Raw genomic sequence first — 23475 nt, 5'->3', positions numbered from 1 at the left:
GCCGATTGAATCGCTATGCGGCCCCCATAGAAGTTTCTGGCCGTAAGGCGAAATCGAAAGGCGATTTATGGCAAAGCGCTACTGGCTGATGAAGTCGGAACCGGACGCCTACAGCTGGGACGACCTTGTCGCGGAAGGTGAGGGCACCTGGGACGGCGTGCGCAACCACCGTGCGGCCAACAACCTGCGCGCGATGCAGGTGGGGGACGAGGTGTTCTTCTACCATTCCAACATCGGCAAGGAGATCGTCGGCATCGCCACGATCAGCCAGTCCGGCCTCAGCGATCCTACCGATCCCGAGGGCAAGTGGGCGGCGGTGAAGCTCAAGCCCGTGCGCAAGGTGGCTCGTCCGGTCACTCTCCAGCAGGTCAAGGCCGATCCCAGGCTGGCCGAGATGGAACTGGTCAAGTTCTCGCGCCTGTCGGTCGCGGTGGTGACGCCTGAGGAATGGGACTACATCCTCACTCTTGCGGGCGGCTGATTTTCGTCTTGCCTTCGCCGCGGCACGGCTCGGCGCGAAGGCACGCAACTTGCGGCGGCATCTGCGGGTTTGTCTCTCGTGAACACGGCGGACTTTCGCCGGACAAGCAAGGAGATCGACCATGGGTAAGCTCAAGGACACCGTGAAGGGCCTCGGTAACGAAGTCGCCGGCAATGCCAAGCAGGTGATCGGCAAGGCCCGCAACGATCCGGCCCAGCAGGCCGAAGGCAAGGCGCAGGAAACCAAGGGCGAAGTCCAGCAGGGCATCGGCAAGGTCAAGGGCGCACTGGGCGACCGCATCTGACATAGTTCCCTCGGGAACACCGCGCCCCGCCGGTTCGGCGCAAGCGTTGAAAGGGTCGCCAGCTGGCGGCCCTTTTTCGTGGGAAACCAGCTGCTTGTTAAAAGTCCTTCATCTGTTCACGAGAACACTTTCGTCCCGAAACGAGATGATCCTTTCGGGTGACTGGAAAAGAGTAAACAAGTTCTTAAGGTGCGTCTCATGCAGAGAATGTCACGACGCGATCTTGTCCTCACCAGCGAGGGTGCGGGCCATCCCTTCCGGCGGTCCCTGCCGCGCAAGGCTCTTGCGGTAACGTCCGAGGCTGCGGAGACGGCGCAGAATGCCGCGGCGGCTGAGGCGTGGCGCATGAACGGCGGCGACTGGCGCCGCTTTCTCTCGGCCTATTGCGCCACTTTCGTGGCTGCGCTGGCCTTCATTGCCTGACCGGACAGAACGGCACCTGAAGGGTGCTGAACGGAACCTGCGGGCAGTTCAGGCCGGCAGGGCGGCGCGCTCGGCACGGTAGAGCAGGAAACCGAGCCAGGCCGAGGCGCCGCAGCTGATCGCCACCACGACGAGCTGCAACACAACCGGCAGTCCGAGCAGCGACATCAGCCCCGTGGCCATGGCGCCGACCACCATCGCACCCGAATTGACGATGTTGTTCGCCGCGATCGTGCGGGCCGTCTGCGACTTGTCGACGAAGGTGGTGAGGAACGCGTAGAGCGGCACCACGAACATGCCGCCGCACACCGCAATGCCGAGCAGCGTCAGCAGCAGTGGCACCGCCAGCGGCTGGACCACGAAGACCGCGACGTTCATCAGCGCTTCGGGACCGTCGTGCGGCGGCCAGATCGAGCAGACTTCCTGGAAGGCGACCAGGAACACGCCCATGCCGATCACCGAAAGCGGAGACCAGCGGGCCGAGACGGTGCCCTTGAGCAGCGCATTGATCGCCACCGAGCCGATCGCCACGCCGACCGAGAAGATCACCAGGAACAGGCTGGCCACTTCCTTGCTGGCGTTGAGGATGTTCTTGGTAAGCGGCGGGAACTGCACGAACAGCACCGTGCCGATGGCCCAGAAGAAGCTGATCGCGCAGATCGCCAGGAACACGCGGCGATCCTGCATCGTCGTGCGCACGAGATTGATGGAGGAGCGCACGACATGGTAGTCGATCGGCTCCAGCTTTCCGAGCGGAGGAGCAGGGGGAACCTGTCGCCCGGCGAGATAGCCGATGGCGGCGATCACCACGACGGTCACGGCGGCGATGTCCACCCTGATCCAGCCCGCCACGATCGTGCCCGCCAGCACCGCGATGTAAGTGCCTGCCTCCACGAGGCCGGTGCCGGAAAGCACTTCGCCTTCGCGCAGGTGCTGCGGCAGGATCGCGTACTTGATCGGCCCGAAGAAGGTGGAGTGGATGCCCATCGCGAACAGCGCCAGCAGCATCAGCGGGATGGCGGTGGTGTGAAGGGCAATGCCCTTCCATGCCAGCGCGAGGCCTGCGCCGCCCACCAGCATGATGAAGATCTCGCACAGCTTGACGATGCGGATGATCCTGGACTTGTCGCGCATGTCGGCCATCTGGCCCGCCAGCGCGGAAAGCAGGAAGAAGGGGATCACGAAGATGCCGGAAGCGAGCGCGCTGAACCGCGCCTCGGCGGCCTCCGAGTTGTAGACGCCGTACACCACGAACAGCACCATGGCGTTCTTGAACAGGTTGTCGTTGAACGCGCCGAGCAACTGGGTGACGAACAAGGGCAGGAATCTCCTGGCCCGGATGAGTTGGGTCGTCGTTGTCATGTCGGAAAAATTCGGCGGCCTCGCTTCATCGTTGCCGCGACACTTAATGCGGTGGGGCGAGGGCACAACCCCTTGAGGCGTTTTTTGCCGCCCGGCAGCGTTCTTCCGCGCCGGTGCGAAATCGTCCGGAAACAATCGGGCCCGGGAATCGGGCCATGCGAATGGGCGCGCCGGAAGGGCCGGGCTATTGGCAAGGCGGCGGGGCCTTGCTAGAAAAACGCAGCGGGATCAAGCAACCTCCCGACCAGGCGTCACCGCCCAAGCGTTGCCTTGTTGTCCGTGCTTGCGCGGACGGAAAGGCGCAGGGCAGGGTGGCGAACTCCATGACGAACTCCGTGAAATCCCATTCCGCGAACAGGCCGGAGTTTTCCGAGCTTCTCCGGGTCTTCGCGCGCATCGGTTTCCTCAGTTTCGGGGGACCGGCCGGGCAGATCGCGCTCATGCACCGCGAACTGGTGGACGGGCGGGAATGGGTGAGCGAGGAGCAGTTCCTTCACGCTCTCAACTTCTGCCACCTCCTGCCCGGGCCGGAGGCGCAGCAACTGGCGACATGGATCGGGTGGAAGCTGCACGGCATGCGCGGCGGGCTGGCGGCGGGACTGTTGTTCGTGCTGCCCGGCGCTTTCGTGATCCTCGGGCTTTCGGTGCTCTACGCCTATGCCGCCCATCTCGGCTGGTTTGCGGCGCTGTTTCTGGGCATCAAGTCGGCGGTGCTGGCGGTGGTGGCGCAGGCCTTGCTGCGCATCGCCGGACGGGCGCTGAACACCGGGGTCAAGAAAGGGCTGGCGCTGGCGGCGTTCATCGCGCTGTTCTTCTTCGATCTTCCCTTTCCGCTGGTGGTGTTGGGGGCAGGCGCGCTGGGCATGGGCATAGCGGCCGTGCGGCCGGACCTGCTGGCGATCAGGGAGAACGGCGAGGTCGCCCCCGCCGCGCCGCGTCCGTGGAAGCAGAGCATCGGCGCCGTCTGCCTGTGGAGCGTGATCTGGGCCCTGCCGATGGCCGCCGTGCTGGTCACGCTGGGCACGGGCCATGTGCTCTGGCAGATCGGCGCGTTCTTCTCGCAACTGGCCGTGGTGACGTTCGGCGGGGCCTATGCGGTGCTGGCCTACATGGCCCAGCAGACCGTGCAGGGCTACGGCTGGCTTTCGGCGGGGGAGATGGCGGACGGGCTGGGGCTGGCGGAAACCACGCCGGGGCCGCTGATCATGGTGACGCAGTACGTCGGCTTTCTGGCCGCCTTCCGGGCACCGGCGCCGTTTACGCCGCTGGTCGCGGGCATGATCGGCGCCGCTCTGACGACATGGGTGACCTTCGCGCCCTGCTTCCTGTGGATCTTCGCCTTCGCGCCGTGGATAGAGCGGCTTGAGAACGCGCGGCGCATCAGGGGCGGACTGGCGGCGCTGACCGCGGCGGTGGTCGGCGTGATCGCCAACCTCTCGCTCTGGTTCCTGATCCATGTCCTTTTCAGCCGGGTGGGCGATGCGCGGATCGGGCCTCTGCGCCTTTACCTGCCGGACTGGGGAAGCTTCGACTGGCGTGCCGGACTGCTGGCGGCGCTCTCGGCAATCCTGATCTTCCGGCTGAAGCTGAATGTCATCAAGGTGCTGGCGATCGCGGCTCTTGGCGGGCTGCTGCTGGCCCGGCTGGGATGATGTTTCGCGCCGCCGGGCGATATCCTCGCCAGAAGCGCATTCTCAAAAGCGATCATCGCGGCTATGGGCAGGAAAGCATGCTGACCCTGCCGAACATTCTCACCCTCTCGCGCATCGTCACGATGCCCTTCCTGGCTTTCCTGCTGTGGTGGCCGAAATGGGAGTTCGGCTATGCGCTGGCCTTCGGCGTCTACTGCCTGATGGGCATCACCGACTATTTCGACGGCTATCTCGCGCGGTCGAGCGGGACGGTCTCGAAACTCGGCGTTTTCCTCGATCCCATCGCGGACAAGATCATGGTTGCCGCCGTGATCCTGGTGCTGACGGCGCAAGGCGTGCTGACCGGACCTTACGTGGGCGACATGCACGTGATCGCCGGGCTCATCATCCTCGTGCGCGAGATCGCGGTCTCGGGCCTGCGCGAATTCCTCGGCAGCCTGCAGGTCTCGGTTCCCGTCAGCCGCCTCGCCAAGTGGAAGACCACGTTCCAGCTCATCTCGCTCGGCGCGCTGATTCTCGGCGTGGCCACCCCGTGGTGGAACCTCGACGTGGGCGCGATCGAGATCAATATTCCGCACACCGTCGGCCTGACCACCCTGTGGGGCGCGGCCGTGCTTACGCTCATCACCGGGTGGGACTATCTGCGCGTCGGCCTCAAGCATATGGACTGAGGCGGCGGGCTCGCCGGTTCGGGCCTCGCGGCGCGATGCTGTCGCTGCATTGCAAAATCCGCCGTCTGACGTGAATTCGTTGCGTTTGGCGCAAGCGTGATCCTGCGGCAGGGCGGGCCACGTTCGGGGGGGCTCTTCATCAAGGACAATCCCATTACCGCGCCGCTTCGCCCTTTCACCGCCCGTTTCCGCAAGCCCTCTCCGGACGCGAATCCGCGCGGGGAGCGCCCGTTCGGCCGCGCGATGGTCTTCGCGCTGGCGGCTTCGGCAGGGCTGACGGTGGCCAATATCTATTACGGCCAGCCCATGCTCGGCCTGATGGAGCGCGAGGTTCCCGGCGCCGCGATCACTTATGTGCCCACCGCCACGCAGCTCGGCTATGCCGCCGGGCTGCTGCTGCTGGTGCCGCTGGGAGACCTGCTGGAGCGCAAGCGGCTGATCGTCACGCAGTGCCTCGCCCTCTCCGTGGCGCTTGCGCTGGTCGCACTGGCGCCGAGTGCGGGTGCCGTGCTTGCCGCCTCGCTGCTGGTGGGCCTGCTGGCCTCCGTCGCCCAGCAGATCGTGCCGCTGGCCGCCAATCTGGCCCCAGAGGACAAGCGCGGCGCGGTGGTCGGCACGGTGATGGCGGGCCTGCTCTGCGGCATCCTGCTCAGCCGGACACTGGCCGGTTTCGTGGGCGGGCACTTCGGCTGGCGCGCGATGTTCTGGCTGGCGGTGCCGCTGGCGCTGCTGACGGCGGGGCTGATGGCATGGCAGCTTCCGCGCAGCCGTCCGCAGCCGGGGGGGCTCGGCTGGCTCGGGCTCATGGCCTCGCTGCGCGATCTCTGGTGCGAATTCCCGGCGCTGCGGCTGGCGACGTTCACGCAGTGCACCCAGTTCGGCGTGTTCAGCGTGTTCTGGACGATTCTCGCGCTGCACCTTCAGGAGCCGCGCTTCGGGCTGGGCTCGGAAGTGGCGGGCCTGTTCGGCGTGCTTGGCGCGGCGGGCGTGCTGGCCGCGCCGATCGCGGGCCGTATCGCCGACCGGCGCGGCCCGCATCCGGTGATCGTGGCGGCCAGCGTGCTGACGCTGGCGTCATGGCTGGTCTTCGGGTTCTGGACCTCGATCGCCGGGCTGGTGGTCGGCGTGCTGCTGCTCGATTTCGCGATCCAGGCGAGCCAGATTTCCAACCAGAGCATCATCTACGCGCTGCGCCCCGAAGCGCGCTCGCGAATCAATACGGTCTACATGGCCTCGATGTTCCTCGCCGGCGCGGCCAGTTCGGGCGCGGCCACGGTGGCATGGCACAACTGGGGCTGGACTGGCGTGACGGTGCTGGGCACGGGAATCGCGGCGCTCGGACTGGCGCTGCAGACCTTGCGTGTGAAGAAGTAGGCAGCGCCAGGCGCCGCCTGTTCCCGCTAACCGGCGCGCAGTTCGTCCGCGAGCATGCGGAATTCGTCCCCGCGCGGAGAGTTCTTGCGCCAGACCAGCGCGATCTCGCGGTTGGCGTTGGGCGAGAGCAGGGGCCGCGCGACGACATTGGTGCCGTTGAGGATGCCCGCGTCGATCGCCATTTCCGGCAGCATCGTCAGCCCCAGGCCATTGTCGACCATCTGCACCAGCGTGTGCAGCGAAGTGCCGATCATCGTCGCCGAGGCGCGCAGTTCCGGCCGGTTGCAGGCGGCCAGCGCATGGTCCTTGAGGCAGTGCCCGTCTTCCAGCAGCAGCAGGCGATGCTCGTCTATGACTTCGGGACCGACCTCGGCAGGCGGATTGCGCGGGTCGTCGCTGGGGAAGGCGACGAAGAAGGCGTCGAGCTCGATCGTCTCCTTCTCGACCTCGCCGGTGGCATAGGGGAGCGCCAGCAGCACGCAGTCGGCGCGGCCGTGGTGCAGCGATTCGATGGCGGCCTGGCTCGGCTCTTCGCGCAGGAACAGCTTGAGGTTCGGACGTTCGCGGCGCAGGCGCGGCAGCATCCGGGGCAGCAGGAACGGCGCGATCGTGGGGATCACGCTCATGCGCACTTCGCCCGAGAGCGGCTTGCCGCTGGACTGCACGAGGTCGGAGAGTTCCTCCGTCTCGCGCAGGATGCGGTGGGCCTTGGCAACCACCGCATTGCCCAGCGGCGTGAAGCGTACCGCGCGCTTGGTGCGTTCCACCAGCGTCACGCCGAGCAGCGCCTCAAGGTCGCGCAGGCCCGCCGAAAGTGTGGACTGCGACACGAAACAGGCATCGGCGGCGCGGCCGAAATGCCCGTGTTCGTGCAGGGCGACGAGGTACTGGAGCTGCTTGAGCGTGGGCTGGTAGACGGTCACTCTTCCGTTGCCGCCCCGTCGGTGTCGCCGGCATCGTCGTCGGCTCCGGCGACCGGCTCGTCTTCGAGGCGGGTCATCTTGAGCTTGCCGTTCTCCACCGCGAAGGCGAGCTTGCCTTCCACCAGGGCCAGCGCATCGCGGCCGAACACTTCGTAGCGCCAGCCTTCGAGGATCGGCAGCTTCTTGCGCACGCCGGCGGCCAGCAGTTCAAGGTCTTCGCTGCGGGCGAGCAGGCGGGCGGCCACGTCGATCTCGCGCGCGCGGATCTTGAGCAGCAGCTTGAGCAGGTCGGCGACGAGCGAACCTTCCTTGCCCAGCGGCGCGCCCTTGGGGGTGCGCGGGGGCAGTTCGTCGTCCGAAAGCGGTTCCGCCCGGGCGATGGTGTTCATCAGGCGCTTGCCGATGTCGTTGTCCTTCCAGCCTTGCGAGAGGCCGCGCACCTTGGCGAGATCGGCCTGCTGCTTGGGCGGGTGGCTGGCGATGTCGGCCAGCGTTTCGTCACGGGCGATGCGGCCGCGCGGGATGTTCTTGCCCTGCGCTTCGTGTTCGCGCCATTCGGCGATGGCCTTGAGCCTGCCGAGCATGGCGGAATTGCGCCCCGCCGCCTTGATCCGCTTCCACGCCTGTGCGGGGTCGTTGCGGTAATGTTCGGGATCGGCGAGCTTTTCCATCTCCTGGTCCAGCCATTCGCCGCGCCCGGTCTTGATCAGGCGCTTGAGCATCTTGGGGAAGATCTTGGAGAGGTGGGTGACGTCGCCGATGGCATATTCGATCTGCCGCTCGGTCAGCGGGCGCGCGACCAGTCGGTGAAGCGTGCGCCCTTGTCGATGGTGAGGCCCATCCACGATTCGACGAGGTTGGAATAGCCGATCTGTTCCGACTGGCTGATCGCCATCATCGCGATCTGGGTGTCGAAGATCGGGTGCGGGGTGCGGCCGGTGAGGTTGAAGATGATCTCCACGTCCTGCCCGCCGGCGTGGAAGACCTTCAGGACTTCCTCGTTCGCGGTGAGCAGGTCGAGCAGGGGGGTCATGTCGAGCCCCTGCGCGAGCGGGTCGATCGCGGCCGCTTCCTCGGTATTGGCGATCTGCACCAGGCAGAGTTCGGGCCAATAGGTGTTCTCGCGCATGAATTCCGTGTCGACGGCCACGAAATCGGATTTCGCAAGGCGTTCGCACAGCGCGGCGAGCTCTTCGGTCTTTGTTATCAGCGGATGGATTTTCATTTCGAGCGTGGCGGTAACGCGAACAAGGCGGGGGATCAATGTTTCCCGGCCGTCAAATTCTCCGACAAATGACGATATTGCCTATTTCTTGCGCAGGAAGGGCGTCAGCAATCGATTTGCGAGGGTCTGGAGCAGGCTGGGCGCGGCCTCGTTTTCCAGCGCGGCGATGCTTTCCCGCGTCACCAGCTGGCGGCGAAGCTGAGTGCCGGTCACATGGATTCCGGGTGGAGGCAGGTGCCACGCTTCCGCATCGTCGCCCGGCGCGGCACTGCGCGGCGGCGGGCCGCCATCGGGGGCATCGGCGGCGAGCGGGGGCGCGGGAAACGGAGGCGCGGGAAACGAGGGCGCGGGAAACGGTGAGGGCGCCGGGGCAGCGGCTTGCCCGTCCGGAGCGCCTTCCGGCCATCTCTCGTCCGTGACGGCGGCAAGGGCCGCCGCCTCGAATGCCGGGTAGCCGCCATGGCCGCCCACCAGGACGGCCATGGGCCGGGGAAGCCCCTCGGCCATGGCCTTGTCGCGAAGGGCCTGATGCGTCAGCACCGCGAGATGGCAGGCGCCCACCGTACAGGCGCGCTGTTCCTCGGCGGTGGCCATGCCGGCCGTGCAGAGCTTCCGCATGGCCGCGATCACCGCGTGCAGATCCTCCAGCCCGGTTACGCCCAGCGTGTCGTCGTTGTCCTCGAAAGCGCCCTGCCACGGCACCTCGGGCATGGCGAAGGCCTGCGCCAGGCGGGACCGGCCAGCGGTGGAGAAGGGCCATGCGCGATCGGTGTAATAGGCGGTTTCGTAGAACGGGCGGCCCGGATCGGCCGAAGCAGCTGCGATGGCGGGGCAGATGTCCATGGCGATGGCGGTGACGGGATCGCCGGGCCGGTCAAGTTCGGCGATGCGCCGGATCAGCCGGTCCCAGCCGGTCACGATCACGTCCTGCGAAGCGATGAAGCGGAAGCGGGCGGGCAGGGGCAGGCCCTCGCCGCAGAGGAACACGAGTTCGTCCTTGATCCGGCGCGCCGCCTCGTCGGCGCGGCCTTCGCGCAGCATCGCCTCGATCGCCGTGCGGAACTGATTTTCCGACATGCCGTCTATGGTGACGGCATCCGGAACCTGCGCGTTGTCCATGTAATCCATTGGCGAGACCCGTTTTGCCCAGCGGCATAGCCCCGAATTGGTTTATTTGGGGTTTATGCCGGGGCCGGAGCTTTGCCGGAGAGCCCGGGCGTCGCCCGGCCGGTCGGGGTTCGCCCCATGGAAGACATTCGTAGCTGCCCTAGCCTTGCCCGAAATAAGCCTTTCATTCACATAGAGGCATTCGTCAGAGGTGCCTATGTCGCTGCTTGAAGAGAACGCCGATATTCTTGCGGAAATGGAACGAGACGGCAGCGATCTTGGTCCCGCGCGATCAGTCGATTTTTCACACGTTTTCCCGGATCAACTTTCCGCAGAAGCGTTCGCAGCCGAGTGCGAGCGAGACGGATTTAAGATCGACATTGTGGAAATCGATCGGGAAGAAGACCCGTGGGATGTCACCGTTTCTACCGATATGCAGCCTTCCGCCGTGAACATTACCTCTTGGGAGGAGCGCTTTGATGCTCGCGCCGAGACTTACGGTGGTCGGTCGGATGGTTGGGGGTTCTTTCGAGTCTAATCGACTGTTTTCCGACAGTCGTGGCGCGAAACCTGTCGGTCTCAAATCCACCCAAGTGCGACATCGCGGTAACTGGGGCTACGTCCGTTTTTCCCGCCAGGCCGCGTCGTTGGATATCTCCTGATCGCACTGCGGGGGCAGCGGAATTCCGGGGCGGGGGCTCGTTGCAGCCCGGTTCTCCGACCCGGTGCGTGCTTGCGGGCCGATCTCTTCTGGAAATCGCCGCGCCACTCGACTAGGGGGCTCGGCTTGCAACCTCATTCCGATCAGAAGAAGCGCGAGCCCGCCATGACTCATCCCTATCGCTCCCACACCTGCGGCGCCCTGACCGCTGCCGAGGTCGGCCAGACCGTCCGCCTCTCGGGCTGGGTGCATCGCAAGCGCGACCACGGCGGCGTTCTCTTCGTCGACCTGCGCGATCACTACGGCATGACCCAGGTCGTTGCCGACACCGACAGCGCGGCGCTGGAACTGCTTGATTCGCTGCGCGTCGAATCGGTCGTCACGATCGAGGGCGTGGTCAAGGCCCGCACCGAATCCACCGTGAACCCGAACCTCGCCACCGGCGCGATCGAGGTTTACGCCCGTTCCGCCACGGTCATCAGCCGCGCCGAGGAACTGCCGATGCCGGTGGCCGGCGAGCAGGAATATCCCGAGGATATCCGCCTGCGCTACCGCTTCCTCGACCTGCGCCGCGACACGCTGCACGGCAACATCGTGAAGCGCACGAAGATCATCTCGGACATGCGCCGCAAGATGGAAGGCATCGGCTTCACCGAATATTCGACGCCGATCCTCACCGCTTCCAGCCCCGAAGGCGCGCGCGACTTCCTGGTGCCCAGCCGCATCCACCCCGGCAAGTTCTACGCGCTGCCGCAGGCGCCGCAGCAGTACAAGCAGCTGCTGATGGTCGCCGGGTTCGACCGCTACTTCCAGATCGCCCCCTGCTTCCGCGACGAGGACCCGCGCGCAGACCGCCTGCCGGGCGAGTTCTACCAGCTCGACCTCGAAATGAGCTTCGTGACCCAGGAAGAGATCTGGGAAACCATGGAGCCGGTGCTCCAGAGCGTGTTCGCCGATTTCGCGGAAGGCAAGCCGGTGACGCCTGCGGGTGAATTCCGCCGCATTCCGCACGCCCAGTCGATGCTGGACTACGGTTCGGACAAGCCGGACCTGCGCAACCCGCTGATCATCAAGGACGTGACCGAGCACTTCGTCGAATCGGGCTTCGGCATCTTCGCGGGCATCGTGGCCGGTGGCGGCGTGATCCGCGCGATCCCGGCTCCGGGCGCCGGTGCGGGCAGCCGCAAGTTCTTCGACGAGATGAACGTCTGGGCGCGCGGCGAGGGCTATTCGGGCCTTGGCTACATCAACATCAAGGACGGCGTCCCCGGCGGCCCGATCGCCAAAGAACCACGGCGAGGAAAAGACCGCCGCGCTGATCGCGGCGCTGGGTCTGGGTCCGAACGACGGCGTGTTCTTCGCCGCGGGCAAGGAAGAGCAGGCGACCAAGCTGGCAGGGCTTGCCCGTATCCGCACCGGCGAACAGCTCGACCTGATCGACAAGGACCGCTTCGAGCTGTGCTGGATCGTCGACTTCCCGTTCTTCGAATGGGACGAGGACAACAAGAAGGTCGACTTCGCGCACAACCCGTTCTCGATGCCGCAGGGCGGCATGGAAGCGCTGGAAGGCCAGGACCCGCTGACGATCAAGGCCTATCAGTACGACCTCGTCTGCAACGGCTATGAAATCGCCTCGGGTTCGATCCGTAACCAGTCGCCGGAACTGATGGTCAAGGCCTTCGAGATGGTGGGCCTCACCAAGCAGGACGTGGAAGATCGCTTCGGCGGCCTCTACCGCGCCTTCCAGTACGGCGCGCCGCCGCACGGCGGCATGGCGGCCGGTGTCGATCGCATCGTGATGCTCCTGTGCGGTGCGCAGAACCTGCGCGAAATCACGCTGTTCCCGATGAACCAGCGCGCCGAGGACCTGCTGATGGGCGCGCCGAGCCCGGCCGAATCCAGGCAGCTGCGCGAACTGCACATGCGTGTGGTGGAACCGCAGAAGAACTGAATTCGTTTCCAGATTTCCGCCGGGCAGCGGGCCTTCGCTTCGCTGCCCAACCTTCACGATCCCGGAAACATTCTGGAAACAGGATCGGGGCGTGGATAAATCGGGCCATGGCGCTTTCGCGTCGTGATCCTATCTTGCGAGCGAGGCTTGCCAGCGCGCGCCCCAGTCATTAGGGCGGCAGGCGAGATTTCACACCTCGCGAATTTTTGAAGGGGTTTATTCAATGAGCGATACCGCCGATCGGGTTAAGAAGATCGTCGTCGAACACCTGGGCGTCGAAGCCGACAAGGTGACGGAAGAAGCAAGCTTCATCGACGATCTGGGCGCAGATTCGCTCGACATCGTCGAGCTGGTCATGGCGTTCGAAGAAGAATTCGGCGTCGAAATCCCCGACGATGCTGCCGAGAAGATCAGCACCGTCTCGGATGCCATCAAGTACATCGAAGAGAACAAGGGCTGAGCCCGGCTTTTCGGCTACTCTCGCGCGGTCCGGCCATGCGCCGGCGCGCGGGCGGCTGTGATCCCGGTTCATAACCGGATTGAACTCGACAGGCTCGACCTCTAAGGGGGCGGGCCTGTTGCCGTTTCTGCAGGCTGGTTCGTGCCAGCCGCGTTTTCGGCCAAATTGCTTTTTCGGAGAGCATGAATGCGTCGTGTTGTCGTCACCGGACTTGGTCTTGTCACCCCGCTGGGTGCTGACGTGGAGACCACCTGGGCCAACATCCTTGCGAGCAAGAGCGGGGCGGGCCCGATCACCAAGTTCGATGCCTCGGACCAGAAGTGCCAGATCGCCTGCGAGGTGAAGCCGGCCGATCACGAATACGGCTTCGATGCCGGCAAGCGTGTCGACCACAAGATCCAGCGCCAGGTCGATCCCTTCATCGTCTACGGCATCGATGCCGCAGGGCAGGCACTTGAAGATGCCGGCCTCACCGACATGAGCGAAGAAGACAAGCTCATGACCGGTTGCTCGATCGGTTCGGGCATCGGCGGTCTGCCGGGTATTGAAAGCGAATCGCTGGTTCTGGCCGAAAAGGGCCCGGGCCGCGTCTCTCCGCACTTCGTGCATGGCCGCCTGATCAACCTGATCTCGGGGCAGGTCTCGATCAAGTACGGCCTCAAGGGCCCGAACCACGCCGTCGTCACTGCCTGTTCGACCGGCGCGCACTCGATCGGCGATGCCGCGCGCATGATCAAGGACGGCGATGCCGACATCATGCTGGCCGGCGGCGCCGAATCGACCATCTGCCCGATCGGCATCGCCGGTTTCGCGCAGGCCCGTGCGCTCAACAGCAGCTACAACGACCGCCCCGAACAGGCGAGCCGCCCTTACGACAAGGATCGTGACGGTTTCGTCATGGGCGAGGGCGCCGGCGTTCTCGTGCTCGAAGAGTACGAACACGCCAAGGCCCGCGGCGCGAAGATCTACTGCGAAGTGATCGGTTACGGTCTTTCGGGCGATGCCTTCCACGTCACCGCCCCGGAACCCACCGGCGACGGTGCCTATCGCTCGATGCAGATGGCGCTGAAGAAGGCGGGGATGACCCCGGCGGATATCGACTACATCAACGCCCACGGCACCTCGACCATGGCCGACACCATCGAACTGGGCGCCGTGCGCCGTCTGTTCGGCGATGCCATCGGCAGCGTTTCGATGAGCTCGACCAAGTCGGCCATCGGCCACCTCCTGGGCGGCGCCGGCGCGGTCGAATCGATCTTCTGCATCCTGGCGATGCGCGACCAGATCGTGCCCCCCACCCTCAACCTCGACAACCCGGACGAGGGCTGCGAGGGCGTGGACCTGGTGCCGCACGTCGCCAAGAAGCGTGAAGTGCGCGCGGTGCTGAACAACTCGTTCGGTTTCGGCGGCACCAACGCCAGCCTGGTGATGCGCAAGATCGACTGATCGCGAAAGGCGTAAGAGGCGATGATGTCGCGGCGCAACTGGATTCTCGTCGCGGCCATCGGCCTTGCGGCCGTGATCTCCTTATGGTCCTTCGTGGGCGGCTGGTACGGTTCCGGCCCGCTGGCGAAGGACCAGCACTTCATCGTTCCCGGCGGGGCGAGCCTTGCGGCTGTGGCCCAGCGGCTGGAGGACAAGGGCGTGATCCGCTCGGCCAGCGGCTTCGAACTGCGCGCCCGCGTGTTCGGCGGCGGCGGCGGTATCAAGGCGGGCGAATTCGCCATTCCCGCCCATGCCAGCCCTTCGCGCGTGCTGGCGATCCTCTCCAGCGACGAGGTGATCCGCCGCTTCGTCACCGTGCCGGAAGGCATGCCCTCGATCATGGTCTACGAACGCCTGAAGGCGCAGGACCAGCTCAGCGGCGAGGTGGCTTCGCCCGACGAAGGGTCGGTCCTGCCTGACAGCTACGCTTTCGAGACTGGCGAGCCGCGCGAGGCGGTGCTGCGCCGCATGCAGGCGGCCATGACCCGCACACTCAAGGAGCTTTGGGAAAAGCGCGCCCCGGGTCTCGTGGTGAAGACGCCGGAGCAGGCGCTGATCCTGGCTTCCATCGTCGAGAAGGAAACCGGCAAGCCCTCTGAACGGCGCATGGTGGCCGGGCTATACTCGAACCGGCTCAAGCAGGGGATGATGCTGCAGGCAGACCCCACGATCATCTACCCGATCACCAAGGGCAAGGCGCTGGGACGCCGCATCCTCCAGTCGGAGATCCAGGCGGTCAACGACTACAACACTTACACGATGGTTGGCCTGCCCAAGCATCCGATCACCAATCCGGGCCGCGAATCGATCGCCGCCGTGCTCAATCCGGCAAAGACCGATGCGCTCTATATGGTGGCCGACGGCACCGGCGGCCATGCTTTTGCCGACACGCTGGCCCAGCACAATGCCAACGTGAAGAAGTGGTTCGCGATCCGGCGCGAGCGCGGCGAAATCTGAACGGAGGGAAGGGCGCCCGCTATCGCAGCGTCCCGTCCGCCCGCTTGCGCCGCGCATAGATCGTGGAGGCCAGTGCGATTCCCGCGATAAGCAGCGGGAAGATCGCCGAAGTCGGCCCCTTGGCACCCAGCATGTCGAAACCGAGGAAGCTCCAGCCGAACTGGATCACCACGGCAACGAAGGAAAGCGCGAAGAGCATCCATGCCCAGCCGCGCCGGGACAGCAGCATGACCGAGCCGATGGTGCCGCTGGCCACTGCCACGGCATAGGCGGTCCATGCCCAGCCGGGCATTTCACGGAAGGCCTGCGCCTGAACCGGGTCCTGGCGGGCGATTTCGCCCGGGTCGGCGCTGGCCTGAACAAGATAGGCCACGTCCCCGGCAAGGTTCCACAGCAGGATAAGGATGGCGATGATCCAGAACTTGCGCATGCCCGCTCCCTTTCGCGCATGACGGCCGAACGGGCACTTTGCCGCAGCGTCCCTGTTCTGGCAATTGACCGTAGGGGCAAGGCAGACGGCCTCAGGGAGCAAGGCGAATGAACCGTGAAGGTGAAGTTCTGGCGGCGGATCGCAAGCGCGGCGCTCCGCTGCTGGTGACGGCCGAATTGCCCGCCGACGTGCTCGGCTGGGCCGACGGCCTGCGCAAGGCCCACTACCCGCCCGAGCGCAACCTGTTGCGCGCCCATGTCACCCTGTTCCATGCCCTGCCGCCCTCGGTGGAGGGCGAACTGGTGGACGTCCTCGCCGACCTTGCCCGCTGCGCGCCGCCGAGGGCGCGAATCGACGGGCTGATGAAGCTGGACAATGGCACCGCTCTCTCCGTCGAATCGCAGGACATGGCGCGGCTCCATGCCGTGATCGCGGAGCGCATGCATGGATTGCTGACCGATCAGGACAGCCGGCCACTGCGCCTTCACGTGACGATCCAGAACAAGGTCGCCCCGGCCGCCGCCCGCGCGCTTCAGGCACAGCTGGGGGCTCAACTGCACCCGATCAGCTTCCGCTTCCGGGGCTTTGGCCTTTATGCCTGGGAGGACGGATTGTGGCGCCCGATCCGCGTTTTACCTTTTCGTGGCTGAAACGCATTTTTGGGTGTTGACCGATGCCGACCTTGCCCCTAGAGGACGCGACCTGCCCGGCAGTGATGTGGGGCACCGGATCGAGCTGCCCGACGCGGCGGCCTTGGTTTGGCGGAGTAGCTCAGCTGGTTAGAGCAGCGGAATCATAATCCGCGTGTCGGGGGTTCGAGTCCCTCCTCCGCTACCAAAAACCACCATATAATCAGTGGTTTACGCTAGGCCCTTCGGGGCCTTTTTGCTGTCCAAAAGAGCCGGTTTACAAAGTGCTGTAAACTTTTCAGGCGGACAGGCGCTCGGCAAGGCTGATGATCACCCGAGCTTCATCGACGTAGCGGGCGCGAATTTCGGCGATCCGCTTGGCGGTCCAACCGATGATCTTCGCGATCTCCTCGTCAGTCAGTCCCTTGATAGCGAGCTTGGTCACGAACGTTCCGCGCAGGTCGTGGATCACGCGGTCAAAGCCTTCCGGCTTGCGGCGCTGCCACACGGTTTCCAGCCCGCTATCCGTCCAGGCGGTCTTACGACTGTTCTTCAGGACAGTGCCGGTCCTTTCGTCCGTGCGGGCATCGATCCATTTCCGCAGGTCGTCATAGATCGGAATAACGGCGCGGCCGCCGCGTTTGCCGGTCTTTTCGACGATGATGGCCTTGTCGCCTACGCACTTCCAATCAAGGCGGACCAAGTCTCCGAGTCGCAAGCCAGTCAGCTGGCCCAACTCCAGCGCATCCATGATGTGTGCCGGGAAGTCCTTCACCGCTCGCACGGCCTGCCAGTGCCGATCCTCCCAGACCTGATCCGCTTTATTCACGCGGTGCAGCTGCTTGATGCCGGCAGCAACGTTGATCTCGATCTTGCCGTTTTCGACGGCCCAGCCCAGCAGTGTCGCCATCATGACGGATGCCTTGTCGGCGGTCCGGGGCTGGTGCTGCCATAGATCGCGCCATTCGATGATATCGCCGCGCATGCGCCGATCCTCGAAAGCGGAGAGGGGGGTGTTACCGAATCGCTCCGAAATCCGCGTCAGCCAGCGGCGGTAGTCCCGCTTGGTGCTGTCCTTCTTCGTAGTGAAGTCGGGGCTGGCCTCATAGCCAGCAATGATCGCGTCGATATCGTCCTCGGATTGTGCACCGAAGCTGTCCTGCAAGGCGCGCTGCTGAGCGCCGAGGATCTCCGGCGTGATGACCGGCCGCGCGCCGTCCTGCTGGTAGATGCAGGGGCCGCCTCGCCAGGCGTAGACGTACCAGCGCTGGCCCGCCTTCCGGGTCTTGCTAACGACGTGCAGTCCGCTCACGATTCTGGTCCTTCGCCTTCCAGGCGTCATATGCATTCCCTGACGTTGCCGCAGGGGGGTGGATAGTCACGCCGTCGCCCCGGATGTCAACGGAGCCGATCGGCAGGCCGTAGTCCCGGAACAGGTCCAGCACGCGCCGGACCTCGCTTTCCGGCACCAGGCGGCGCTTGGTGGTCATCCGCCTTCTCCCCGATCGTTCACGGGCGCGGCGCGGTGGCGGTAGCACCCTCCGCCATCTTCGACGAAGAAGTCTGCCAGTAGTTTCGTTGCGAAGCTGGCCACGAACTCCCCATCCGTGTTCTCAACCACCAACCTTTCGGGATTGGTCGGGGTGGCGGGGTGAGCGTAGAGCGGGGTTTCGGTTTCGTTGGCACGAAGCTCAGACCGCCGGTTTTCCGCATACTCGAATGAATACGATACGACCTTGCCGTACTCGCGGACCTTATAGTGGTACGCCACCGGCTCCTCGCCCGCAGGTTCGGCGGGGTCAGTCGAAATCGCAGCGGTGGAAGTAACGCCAGCAGCAGCGGCACCAATCGAGCATTCAATTTCCTTCCTGAAATTGAGCCATTCGTAATCAGCGGAATGGAGGGTGGCGAGGTCGCGAAACTCGAACTGCATCGAGTATTTGCCAGAGCCGCTAAGCGTCGTGCGGAACGCGGTGCGCATGATGGGCAACTGTTGAGCACCGCTTAAAGGTTCGGCGCTCCGGGATTGCATTGCGGCGATGGCGGCGCGGGCGAGGCGATCGTACATGGCCCGGGCAACGTCGGAGTCGTGATCCTCGAAGTGGGCCGCTATACAGGTGTTGCTGTTGCATTCCTCGGCGTCAGTGTCGTAGCCGCAGACCTCGTCATAAATGAGCCCTTCGCCAGCAGCCATCTTCCTCGCCACCGCCTCCACATCACCGGCGGCAGGGGTGGGCATCAAGGCTTGGCGAGCGAAAAGCGCCGCGTCACGAGCAATGAACCATTTCTCGCGGCTGTAGCCTTCGCTGTCCTCGGGTACCGTTGCATCAGCTGCTGCTTTTGCCATTTCGTGCAGATCAGACATGGGAGCTCCCTTTCGCTCGCTCTTCACGCTGGGCGTTGGCGCGGGCGCGTATTTGGTTTTGGGTGCGGTAGTGGTCGGCCGGGCCGAGAAGCCGGAAGGTGAAGAGGAACGCGGCACATGCCTCCGCACGCTCTTCGTTGGTCTGGTTGGTCCAGTCCGTGGCGGGGGCGAGCAGGTTCATGTCGCGGCCCTCGTGACGGCTCCCTCGATGCGGCGGCACGCAGTGTCGAAATGAGCGGGGTTTCGCTCAATGCCGACGAACCGCTTGCCCGCCCCGATCGCCGCTACGCCAGTGCTTCCGGTTCCCATGAAGGGGTCGCAGATGCTGGTACCGGAGAGGTTCCGGATGATCTTGCTCATCACTGCGTCCGGCTTGACTGTCGGGTGGCCATGGACCTTGGACGGCATCGAGGCCGCCTCGATCCAGCGGTGCATGTCGTGGTGGCTGCCCACTGGATGGCAGCCCTCTTTCCAGGCATGGATGTAGGGCTCGGTGTCGGCGAGGTAGTGTTTGTTCCGGTGCGGCGCTGGGTTCGGCTTCGCCCAGAAGTTTACGACGTAACGCGGGAACAGCCCTGCGATGAAGGGCAGCAGCTCGTGCAGTTGATCGTTGTGGCAGAACACGACGACACCGCCGCATTGCAGCGGGTTGATGATCGAGTGGTCAAAGCCCTGGTCGAGCCCTTCCGTCACGATCTGGTCGCTGGCGCCGCGTGCCTTACGGAACGCGCCGCCGCCCGAGTTATCGAACTTGTACTGCGGATCCATCACGTCCTCGTCGAAGAACCCGAGTGTGGGTCGGATCTCGTAGGCGTCACCGAGGTAGAGCGTAGCCGCGCCGATCTGTTCGATGCGGCTCATACGAACTCACTTTCGAGGTTCGTGATGTGTTCGTACACGTTGACCATCATGTTCGGATCGATCGGGTCGTATTCCTCCCGCTCCTCGTTCCAGTCACCGGCAAAGGGATTCTCTGCGACGCTGGTCCACCAGAAACCCAGCGCCGGTACGTCGGGTTGAGAGTGCAAAAGCTTAACCAGGTGGGGCCAGTGGCCCGGCGGGTTTCCTCCGAACGCATCTCCGATGTCGTCGGCCAAACGCGGAAAATCCTGCTGCTTCACGTAAAAGCGCGTGAAAGTCAGGCAGAACACTACCCGCTCGGCGCGAGACATGCGCTGATCACGCTGAAGTTCCCAGAGGCGGCCGTCTTCGGCGCCGTTCGAGAGCGCGCCGTCATACTCGTGGAGCTTTGTGCCGTAGCGGTTCCACACCAGTTCCCAGGCGATGATAGCTCCGTGCCAACTGTTCCGGAGTTCTTCCAGGTATTCGGCTGTGCCCGTCTCGGGGCAGACAGAAAGAATAGTGAAGGTGCTCATGCAGCTTTCTCCAGGTCGGGAGTTCGGGGAAGTGCGATCGGCACAGTCTGGCCGCTCGCGAGGTTGATGAAGGCGCCGGCATGGCTGATCGATCCTCGGCCGAGCAGGTCGAACAGCAGCGCGAGCGCATGGCTGGCGATGACCCGGTTCACGAAAAGCGATTGACGCTCCAGCGCCTCGGCGACCGAGCACGAAGGCGCATCGTCTTCGGGCGCGCTGTCGTCGGCCAGCTCGGGGAAGTATTCCATCACGGTCGGCAGGCGCTGGTCCGTCTTGCCGGCGGAAGGCTCGGGGCAACCGATGAGGAATTGTCCGTCCGAAGCGCGATTGCCCAGGTCCAGCCAGTAGCGGGGGCAGCTGCGCCCTTCGACGAGCTGGGCGCCGATCGCGCGGCGCACGGCTGCGGTGTCTACGCAGGTGATGAGGATATCGATGCCCTTCACGCTGACGGCGCCGGGCACGCGGCCATGCACCGCCTTCCAATTCAGACCGTGCGCCAGGTTCACGCGCTCGGTCAGCGTTCGCGCCTTCGAATTGCCCAGGTCGCAGCGATAGAAGGGCTGCCGGCCGAGGTTCGCCTCGCTGACGGTGTCGTCATCCACCACCGTCACATCCAGCGACCGTGACGAGATGGCGCGCAGCGCCGTGTCCAGCGATGCAAGGCCCATGAGCATCTGCGAGCCGTTGCCACCGCATCCGACGAGCAGAACGCTGATCGCGCGGTCGTCGAACCCGGCCGGGAGGTAGTGCCGATTGGCTGTGTCAGGCTGCATCGTGATCTCCTGCGAAAGGGCTGCGCGGCAGGGGCAAGAACATGCCGCCGGCACACAGCGCGCCGCCATCACAGGACCGTCGGCGTGATCGATCCGGCCGAAGACGATCGAGATTTTCGTTGTGTGCGCGTCGTCCGCATCGTCGGTGGCGCTGAAGAAGGCGCGACTGCGGCCATGGCTGTGGAGGTCACAGACGACGTGGCAATCGTGCGGCAGGCTTGGCGGCCGATAGACGAGGCGCGACGGCGTGGCTTCGTCTATCGCCGGGAATTCCAGCGCGAAGGCGCTGGTCGCTTCGTTCCAGATCACGAAGGCGGCGGCCTCGTTCGGCAGCGCTGCGCGGAAATGCTCCAGAATACGGCTGCGGTATTCATGCGGGATCAGGCCGCAGCGCAGGTCTGCCCGAGGCTCACCCGCGTTGCCGTAGGGTAGATAAGCCTCGATCGGCGGGGTGATGGGCACGTCCAGTTCCAGCCAGGGGCGGCGGAGGATGAGCATCACGCCGGTGCGGCCGATCGCGAGGCCCTGCCCGGCGCGCGCGGTGCGCAGCGCATCGATGACGGGCGAACCACCGCTGGGCGGCACCGGATAGCACGGCATCGCATCGAGAACCGCGGCGGCGGTCGGGTCCAGGGCCAGCGCGCTCATGCCGAAACGCCCTTCGCGATCAGCTGGCCCACCGTCATCGGCCGGGGCGTTGCCGACTTGGTCCGAATGCTGGTGTCGAACCGCTTCAGACGCTTGACCGGAAAACGGGTTGCCTTGCGTGCCGCCAGATCATCCCAGAGCCTGACGAGTCCGCCCTTGCCGGTGACCACCAGTTCCTGCCCCGGGTTGGGATGCGTGGACCAAGAGTCGAACACGGCGCGTTCGTATTCCGCGATAGCCGCGACGTTCAGCGCCTTCGGCTTCCGGATGTTGCCCCAGCACAGCGAACCTTCGAAGAACACATTCAGGACCGGCGAGAACAGCGCGGGCGTCTCCGCGTCAGGCCGCTTGCTTTCAGGCAGGGCATAGACGCCAAGGCCGCGCGGCGTTGCGATGAAGACGTGCGCCGGGAACGGCACTTCCACGCTTGTGCGCTGGCCCAGCACCTTGAGGCCTTCCAGCGGCCGGGCAAGGTCGAAGAAGGTCCGCCGCGTCTGCGCCGGAATCCACCAGGCCAGCATATCGGGGTGATAGACCAGCACGTTGTCCGGAAGGATCTCTGGTGCGGCGTTGCGGCCCAGCGCTTCCGTCCATTGGCGCAGCTGGGCGCGGGACAGCGGTTCGCCGGCGGCGATCGTCGGCTTGCCCGCTTCGTCTTCGATGGCGTGCAGGCTGGCGAACGCTTCTTCGCCCGGCCTCGGCGCGCGGCCGCGCTGGGATTCGCTGCGGTAGAGCAGGATCGCGTTGGTCAGCACCATGCCGCCCGCGGTCGCTTCGAATTCGGTAGAAAGGATCGCCATGGTCAGCCTCGGGGTTTCGCGGGATCGAAGTCGATCAGGGTCTGGGCGGCGCGCAGCAGGTCGGCGCCCAGGCGCAGCGACGTGAACCAGGCGTCGATCATCGCCACGTCGGTAATCGGGCGCAGGCCCGCGACGTTCATGAAGCCTTCCTGCATCCCGACCTGGCAGACATCGTCCAGTTCGCGCGCGAAGTGGTCGAACGGCACAAGTGTCATCGGCGGCAGGTAGGAGACGTCCTGATATCCGGGGAGATAGTGGGCAACCTGGTCAAATTCGCAGACCCAAGCGTTGCTCGCACGATCAACATCGCTGATGGCCTCGACTGCCTTCCGCAGCGCGCGCAGCCGCATGCAGAGATCGCGGGGCAGCTGCTTGAGCGGCGCGGCATTTTCGGTGAGCATCCAATCGGGACGCTGCGCCTTCAATCCAGAAGGCATCGGCATATCGTCCAGATCGGCCGGGTCGTGCCCTCGCCATTGCATCAAGGATGCACGGGCTGCCTCGTCTTCGGTTTCGCCGTCCCAGTAGTAAGCCGAGACTTCCTCGAAGAGGTCCTCGAACGACATGACAGGTAGCGCATGCCCGATGGACTGCAGGAGCGCGCGATAGGCGGTGGCGCGCCAGGACAGCGGGGCGACCGACGAAAACAGGGCGCCCGAAAGGACGTTGGACTTCTCGATCCAGCCCATGTCGATTTGGCCGATGCTGTCGCAGATCACCGCGAGCGCCGGCGGATTGCCATTCTCTCCGATCAGGACGGTTACCTGAAGGTCGGCGAGGTCGATGCCCGCAAGGGCTTCCAGCACGGCGCTGTTGAAGGTCCGCTCTATGTGCCGGCGGGCTTCGTGCCGGGTGTAGCCGTGCGCGGTAGCTTCGCGGGTGGCCACCCATCGGCCGATCGCCTTGTGATGCGGCGCAAGCGGGGCGTCGAAGGCAGCAGGAACGCAGGCCGAGATGCCAACCGAACGACCGGCAAGATCAGCCGAGCGGCGCGAGGCGCAGTCCGGGTGGGGGCTGGATCGGTTCCCGGAGTTCGTTCCGGCCGTCATCCGGCGCGACGACGATGCGCGCGTGAAGCGCTGCGACCTGGGCGCTGGTGGCGGGGTAGGAGAGAGCGGGCGCGTTGCCATCGTCGTTGTCGATCCATTCGAGGAGGGTGTTGCGGGGTGCGGGCGGGATCGCCGCGCTGTGCGGCGGCATCATCAGCCCTTGGTGCCGACTGCGCGGCGATACTCGGTGACGTGGACCGTCCCGGTCACGCCCCGCGTCGACCATCTCGGCATTGAGGATCGCGGGGTAGAGCGTGGCGTGATAGGCGCGCAGGCCCTGGGCATCGCCGGCGAGATGGGGCGGCACGGGGCAGATCGATGCCGTCGTAACGGTATGCGCGGGTGAGCTGGTTGATTTCCATGGGAGAT

25 protein-coding genes, 1 tRNA gene and 3 pseudogenes are annotated in these 23475 nt (G+C 65.1%); 13 read left to right on the top strand and 16 right to left on the bottom strand.

What is annotated here, in order from left to right:
• The first annotated feature begins 67 nt into the window (after nucleotides 1–67).
• From ADT71_RS20210 to ADT71_RS20200, 3 genes are all read left to right on the top strand, one after another.
• A complete protein-coding gene (locus tag ADT71_RS20210; RefSeq protein ID WP_054439698.1) occupies nucleotides 68–481 on the top strand; it encodes an EVE domain-containing protein in 414 nt (137 codons plus the stop codon).
• A gap of 121 nt (nucleotides 482–602) precedes the next feature.
• The gene (locus ADT71_RS20205) at nucleotides 603–785 is read left to right on the top strand and encodes a CsbD family protein (RefSeq protein ID WP_054439696.1); all 183 of its coding nucleotides are present in this window, start codon (nucleotides 603–605) and stop codon (nucleotides 783–785) included.
• A 198-nt stretch (nucleotides 786–983) separates the two neighbouring features.
• Nucleotides 984–1208: a hypothetical protein gene (locus ADT71_RS20200; protein WP_054439694.1), complete on the top strand. Its 225-nt coding sequence runs from the start codon at nucleotides 984–986 to the stop codon at nucleotides 1206–1208.
• 48 nt (nucleotides 1209–1256) lie between these two features.
• Here ADT71_RS20200 and ADT71_RS20195 read toward each other — a convergent pair whose 3' ends face one another.
• The gene (locus ADT71_RS20195; RefSeq protein WP_054439692.1) at nucleotides 1257–2570 is read right to left on the bottom strand and encodes an MFS transporter; all 1314 of its coding nucleotides are present in this window, start codon (nucleotides 2568–2570) and stop codon (nucleotides 1257–1259) included.
• Between the two features lie 323 nt (nucleotides 2571–2893).
• Here ADT71_RS20195 and chrA point away from each other — a divergent pair, with 323 nt between their 5' ends.
• From chrA to ADT71_RS20180, 3 genes are all read left to right on the top strand, one after another.
• Complete coding sequence (gene chrA / locus ADT71_RS20190; RefSeq protein WP_054439871.1) at nucleotides 2894–4222, top strand: chromate efflux transporter; 1329 nt, start codon at nucleotides 2894–2896, stop codon at nucleotides 4220–4222.
• A gap of 77 nt (nucleotides 4223–4299) precedes the next feature.
• Nucleotides 4300–4893, top strand: a complete 594-nt coding sequence (pgsA, locus tag ADT71_RS20185) for a CDP-diacylglycerol--glycerol-3-phosphate 3-phosphatidyltransferase (protein ID WP_054439868.1) — start codon at nucleotides 4300–4302, stop codon at nucleotides 4891–4893.
• A gap of 243 nt (nucleotides 4894–5136) precedes the next feature.
• Nucleotides 5137–6267: an MFS transporter gene (locus ADT71_RS20180; protein ID WP_054439866.1), complete on the top strand. Its 1131-nt coding sequence runs from the start codon at nucleotides 5137–5139 to the stop codon at nucleotides 6265–6267.
• A 26-nt stretch (nucleotides 6268–6293) separates the two neighbouring features.
• Here the strand turns inward: ADT71_RS20180 and ADT71_RS20175 are convergent, their stop codons facing one another.
• The 3 genes and pseudogenes from ADT71_RS20175 to ADT71_RS32325 form a co-directional block, all read right to left on the bottom strand.
• Nucleotides 6294–7190: a hydrogen peroxide-inducible genes activator gene (locus tag ADT71_RS20175; protein WP_054439690.1), complete on the bottom strand. Its 897-nt coding sequence runs from the start codon at nucleotides 7188–7190 to the stop codon at nucleotides 6294–6296.
• Nucleotides 7187–8415 (bottom strand): annotated as a pseudogene (rnd, locus tag ADT71_RS20170) (ribonuclease D). The gene ADT71_RS20175 and the pseudogene rnd overlap by 4 nt, the downstream one beginning before the upstream one ends.
• Nucleotides 8416–8496: 81 nt before the next feature.
• The gene (locus tag ADT71_RS32325) at nucleotides 8497–9543 is read right to left on the bottom strand and encodes a hypothetical protein (protein ID WP_197283092.1); all 1047 of its coding nucleotides are present in this window, start codon (nucleotides 9541–9543) and stop codon (nucleotides 8497–8499) included.
• Nucleotides 9544–9739: 196 nt separating this feature from the next.
• Here ADT71_RS32325 and ADT71_RS20160 point away from each other — a divergent pair, with 196 nt between their 5' ends.
• The 5 genes and pseudogenes from ADT71_RS20160 to mltG all read left to right on the top strand — a co-directional run bounded on the left by ADT71_RS20160 (nucleotide 9740) and on the right by mltG (nucleotide 15036).
• Complete coding sequence (locus tag ADT71_RS20160; RefSeq protein WP_054439689.1) at nucleotides 9740–10060, top strand: ribonuclease E inhibitor RraB; 321 nt, start codon at nucleotides 9740–9742, stop codon at nucleotides 10058–10060.
• 288 nt (nucleotides 10061–10348) lie between these two features.
• Nucleotides 10349–12134, top strand: a pseudogene (aspS, locus tag ADT71_RS20155) (aspartate--tRNA ligase).
• A gap of 223 nt (nucleotides 12135–12357) precedes the next feature.
• Entirely contained in the window at nucleotides 12358–12594 is a 237-nt protein-coding gene (locus ADT71_RS20150) for an acyl carrier protein (protein WP_007013838.1), read from the top strand.
• 186 nt (nucleotides 12595–12780) lie between these two features.
• Nucleotides 12781–14040, top strand: coding sequence for a beta-ketoacyl-ACP synthase II (gene fabF / locus ADT71_RS20145; RefSeq protein ID WP_054439687.1), 1260 nt, complete (start codon nucleotides 12781–12783; stop codon nucleotides 14038–14040).
• A 21-nt stretch (nucleotides 14041–14061) separates the two neighbouring features.
• A complete protein-coding gene (gene mltG / locus ADT71_RS20140; RefSeq protein ID WP_132469082.1) occupies nucleotides 14062–15036 on the top strand; it encodes an endolytic transglycosylase MltG in 975 nt (324 codons plus the stop codon).
• Nucleotides 15037–15055: 19 nt separating this feature from the next.
• Here the strand turns inward: mltG and ADT71_RS20135 are convergent, their stop codons facing one another.
• Complete coding sequence (locus ADT71_RS20135; protein WP_054439685.1) at nucleotides 15056–15466, bottom strand: hypothetical protein; 411 nt, start codon at nucleotides 15464–15466, stop codon at nucleotides 15056–15058.
• Between the two features lie 107 nt (nucleotides 15467–15573).
• On the opposite strand from ADT71_RS20135, the gene ADT71_RS20130 reads away from it, so the two are divergent.
• A complete protein-coding gene (locus tag ADT71_RS20130) occupies nucleotides 15574–16116 on the top strand; it encodes a 2'-5' RNA ligase family protein (RefSeq protein ID WP_054439683.1) in 543 nt (180 codons plus the stop codon).
• 110 nt (nucleotides 16117–16226) lie between these two features.
• Nucleotides 16227–16303, top strand: a tRNA-Met gene (locus ADT71_RS20125).
• Between the two features lie 90 nt (nucleotides 16304–16393).
• Here the strand turns inward: ADT71_RS20125 and ADT71_RS20120 are convergent.
• The 11 genes and pseudogenes from ADT71_RS20120 to ADT71_RS34155 form a co-directional block, all read right to left on the bottom strand.
• Nucleotides 16394–17407 (bottom strand): tyrosine-type recombinase/integrase, encoded by a 1014-nt coding sequence (locus ADT71_RS20120; RefSeq protein ID WP_231636060.1) that lies wholly within the window; start codon nucleotides 17405–17407, stop codon nucleotides 16394–16396.
• On the bottom strand, nucleotides 17385–17585 hold the full coding sequence (locus tag ADT71_RS31565; RefSeq protein ID WP_054439681.1) for a hypothetical protein: 201 nt from the start codon (nucleotides 17583–17585) through the stop codon (nucleotides 17385–17387). Before ADT71_RS31565 ends, ADT71_RS20120 begins: the two co-directional genes overlap by 23 nt.
• Nucleotides 17582–18460, bottom strand: a complete 879-nt coding sequence (locus ADT71_RS20110; protein WP_132469084.1) for a hypothetical protein — start codon at nucleotides 18458–18460, stop codon at nucleotides 17582–17584. The genes ADT71_RS31565 and ADT71_RS20110 overlap by 4 nt, the downstream gene beginning before the upstream one ends.
• Complete coding sequence (locus ADT71_RS20105; protein WP_054439678.1) at nucleotides 18453–18641, bottom strand: hypothetical protein; 189 nt, start codon at nucleotides 18639–18641, stop codon at nucleotides 18453–18455. Before ADT71_RS20105 ends, ADT71_RS20110 begins: the two co-directional genes overlap by 8 nt.
• A complete protein-coding gene (locus ADT71_RS20100) occupies nucleotides 18638–19321 on the bottom strand; it encodes a DNA methyltransferase (RefSeq protein WP_054439676.1) in 684 nt (227 codons plus the stop codon). Before ADT71_RS20100 ends, ADT71_RS20105 begins: the two co-directional genes overlap by 4 nt.
• Complete coding sequence (locus ADT71_RS20095) at nucleotides 19318–19836, bottom strand: hypothetical protein (RefSeq protein WP_054439674.1); 519 nt, start codon at nucleotides 19834–19836, stop codon at nucleotides 19318–19320. The genes ADT71_RS20100 and ADT71_RS20095 overlap by 4 nt, the downstream gene beginning before the upstream one ends.
• Nucleotides 19833–20609 (bottom strand): PRTRC system ThiF family protein, encoded by a 777-nt coding sequence (locus ADT71_RS20090; RefSeq protein ID WP_054439860.1) that lies wholly within the window; start codon nucleotides 20607–20609, stop codon nucleotides 19833–19835. The genes ADT71_RS20095 and ADT71_RS20090 overlap by 4 nt, the downstream gene beginning before the upstream one ends.
• A gap of 141 nt (nucleotides 20610–20750) precedes the next feature.
• A pseudogene (locus ADT71_RS34160) lies at nucleotides 20751–21107 on the bottom strand (PRTRC system protein A); the annotation flags it as partial.
• Between the two features lie 146 nt (nucleotides 21108–21253).
• Nucleotides 21254–22057 carry a PRTRC system protein B gene (locus ADT71_RS20085; protein WP_054439672.1) on the bottom strand — a complete coding sequence of 268 codons (804 nt, stop codon included), beginning with the start codon at nucleotides 22055–22057 and terminating at the stop codon, nucleotides 21254–21256.
• 2 nt (nucleotides 22058–22059) lie between these two features.
• The gene (locus tag ADT71_RS20080) at nucleotides 22060–22944 is read right to left on the bottom strand and encodes a hypothetical protein (RefSeq protein ID WP_054439670.1); all 885 of its coding nucleotides are present in this window, start codon (nucleotides 22942–22944) and stop codon (nucleotides 22060–22062) included.
• Nucleotides 22945–23035: 91 nt separating this feature from the next.
• Nucleotides 23036–23413, bottom strand: coding sequence for a hypothetical protein (locus ADT71_RS34155; protein ID WP_231636059.1), 378 nt, complete (start codon nucleotides 23411–23413; stop codon nucleotides 23036–23038).
• Nucleotides 23414–23475: the final 62 nt, after the last annotated feature.

The organism is Novosphingobium sp. ST904 (assembly GCF_001298105.1).
GTDB lineage: Bacteria > Pseudomonadota > Alphaproteobacteria > Sphingomonadales > Sphingomonadaceae > Novosphingobium.
This window is presented reverse-complemented; position numbering and strand designations above follow the sequence as displayed.

Excerpts from the sequence above, each read along its gene's own strand:
- fabF (WP_054439687.1), top strand. The coding sequence starts at position 12,781 with ATGCGTCGTGTTGTCGTCACCGGACTTGGTCTTGTCACCCCGCTGGGT.
- ADT71_RS20195 (WP_054439692.1), bottom strand. The coding sequence starts at position 2,570 with ATGACAACGACGACCCAACTCATCCGGGCCAGGAGATTCCTGCCCTTG.
- ADT71_RS20105 (WP_054439678.1), bottom strand. The coding sequence starts at position 18,641 with ATGAACCTGCTCGCCCCCGCCACGGACTGGACCAACCAGACCAACGAA.
- ADT71_RS20110 (WP_132469084.1), bottom strand. The coding sequence starts at position 18,460 with ATGTCTGATCTGCACGAAATGGCAAAAGCAGCAGCTGATGCAACGGTA.
- ADT71_RS20085 (WP_054439672.1), bottom strand. The coding sequence starts at position 22,057 with ATGGCGATCCTTTCTACCGAATTCGAAGCGACCGCGGGCGGCATGGTG.
- pgsA (WP_054439868.1), top strand. The coding sequence starts at position 4,300 with ATGCTGACCCTGCCGAACATTCTCACCCTCTCGCGCATCGTCACGATG.
- chrA (WP_054439871.1), top strand. The coding sequence starts at position 2,894 with ATGACGAACTCCGTGAAATCCCATTCCGCGAACAGGCCGGAGTTTTCC.
- ADT71_RS20180 (WP_054439866.1), top strand. The coding sequence starts at position 5,137 with ATGGTCTTCGCGCTGGCGGCTTCGGCAGGGCTGACGGTGGCCAATATC.
- ADT71_RS20095 (WP_054439674.1), bottom strand. The coding sequence starts at position 19,836 with ATGAGCACCTTCACTATTCTTTCTGTCTGCCCCGAGACGGGCACAGCC.
- ADT71_RS20150 (WP_007013838.1), top strand. The coding sequence starts at position 12,358 with ATGAGCGATACCGCCGATCGGGTTAAGAAGATCGTCGTCGAACACCTG.
- ADT71_RS20130 (WP_054439683.1), top strand. The coding sequence starts at position 15,574 with ATGAACCGTGAAGGTGAAGTTCTGGCGGCGGATCGCAAGCGCGGCGCT.
- ADT71_RS20205 (WP_054439696.1), top strand. The coding sequence starts at position 603 with ATGGGTAAGCTCAAGGACACCGTGAAGGGCCTCGGTAACGAAGTCGCC.
- ADT71_RS20135 (WP_054439685.1), bottom strand. The coding sequence starts at position 15,466 with ATGCGCAAGTTCTGGATCATCGCCATCCTTATCCTGCTGTGGAACCTT.
- ADT71_RS20160 (WP_054439689.1), top strand. The coding sequence starts at position 9,740 with ATGTCGCTGCTTGAAGAGAACGCCGATATTCTTGCGGAAATGGAACGA.
- ADT71_RS20100 (WP_054439676.1), bottom strand. The coding sequence starts at position 19,321 with ATGAGCCGCATCGAACAGATCGGCGCGGCTACGCTCTACCTCGGTGAC.
- ADT71_RS20210 (WP_054439698.1), top strand. The coding sequence starts at position 68 with ATGGCAAAGCGCTACTGGCTGATGAAGTCGGAACCGGACGCCTACAGC.
- ADT71_RS20090 (WP_054439860.1), bottom strand. The coding sequence starts at position 20,609 with ATGCAGCCTGACACAGCCAATCGGCACTACCTCCCGGCCGGGTTCGAC.
- ADT71_RS32325 (WP_197283092.1), bottom strand. The coding sequence starts at position 9,543 with ATGGATTACATGGACAACGCGCAGGTTCCGGATGCCGTCACCATAGAC.
- mltG (WP_132469082.1), top strand. The coding sequence starts at position 14,062 with ATGATGTCGCGGCGCAACTGGATTCTCGTCGCGGCCATCGGCCTTGCG.
- ADT71_RS31565 (WP_054439681.1), bottom strand. The coding sequence starts at position 17,585 with ATGACCACCAAGCGCCGCCTGGTGCCGGAAAGCGAGGTCCGGCGCGTG.
- ADT71_RS20200 (WP_054439694.1), top strand. The coding sequence starts at position 984 with ATGCAGAGAATGTCACGACGCGATCTTGTCCTCACCAGCGAGGGTGCG.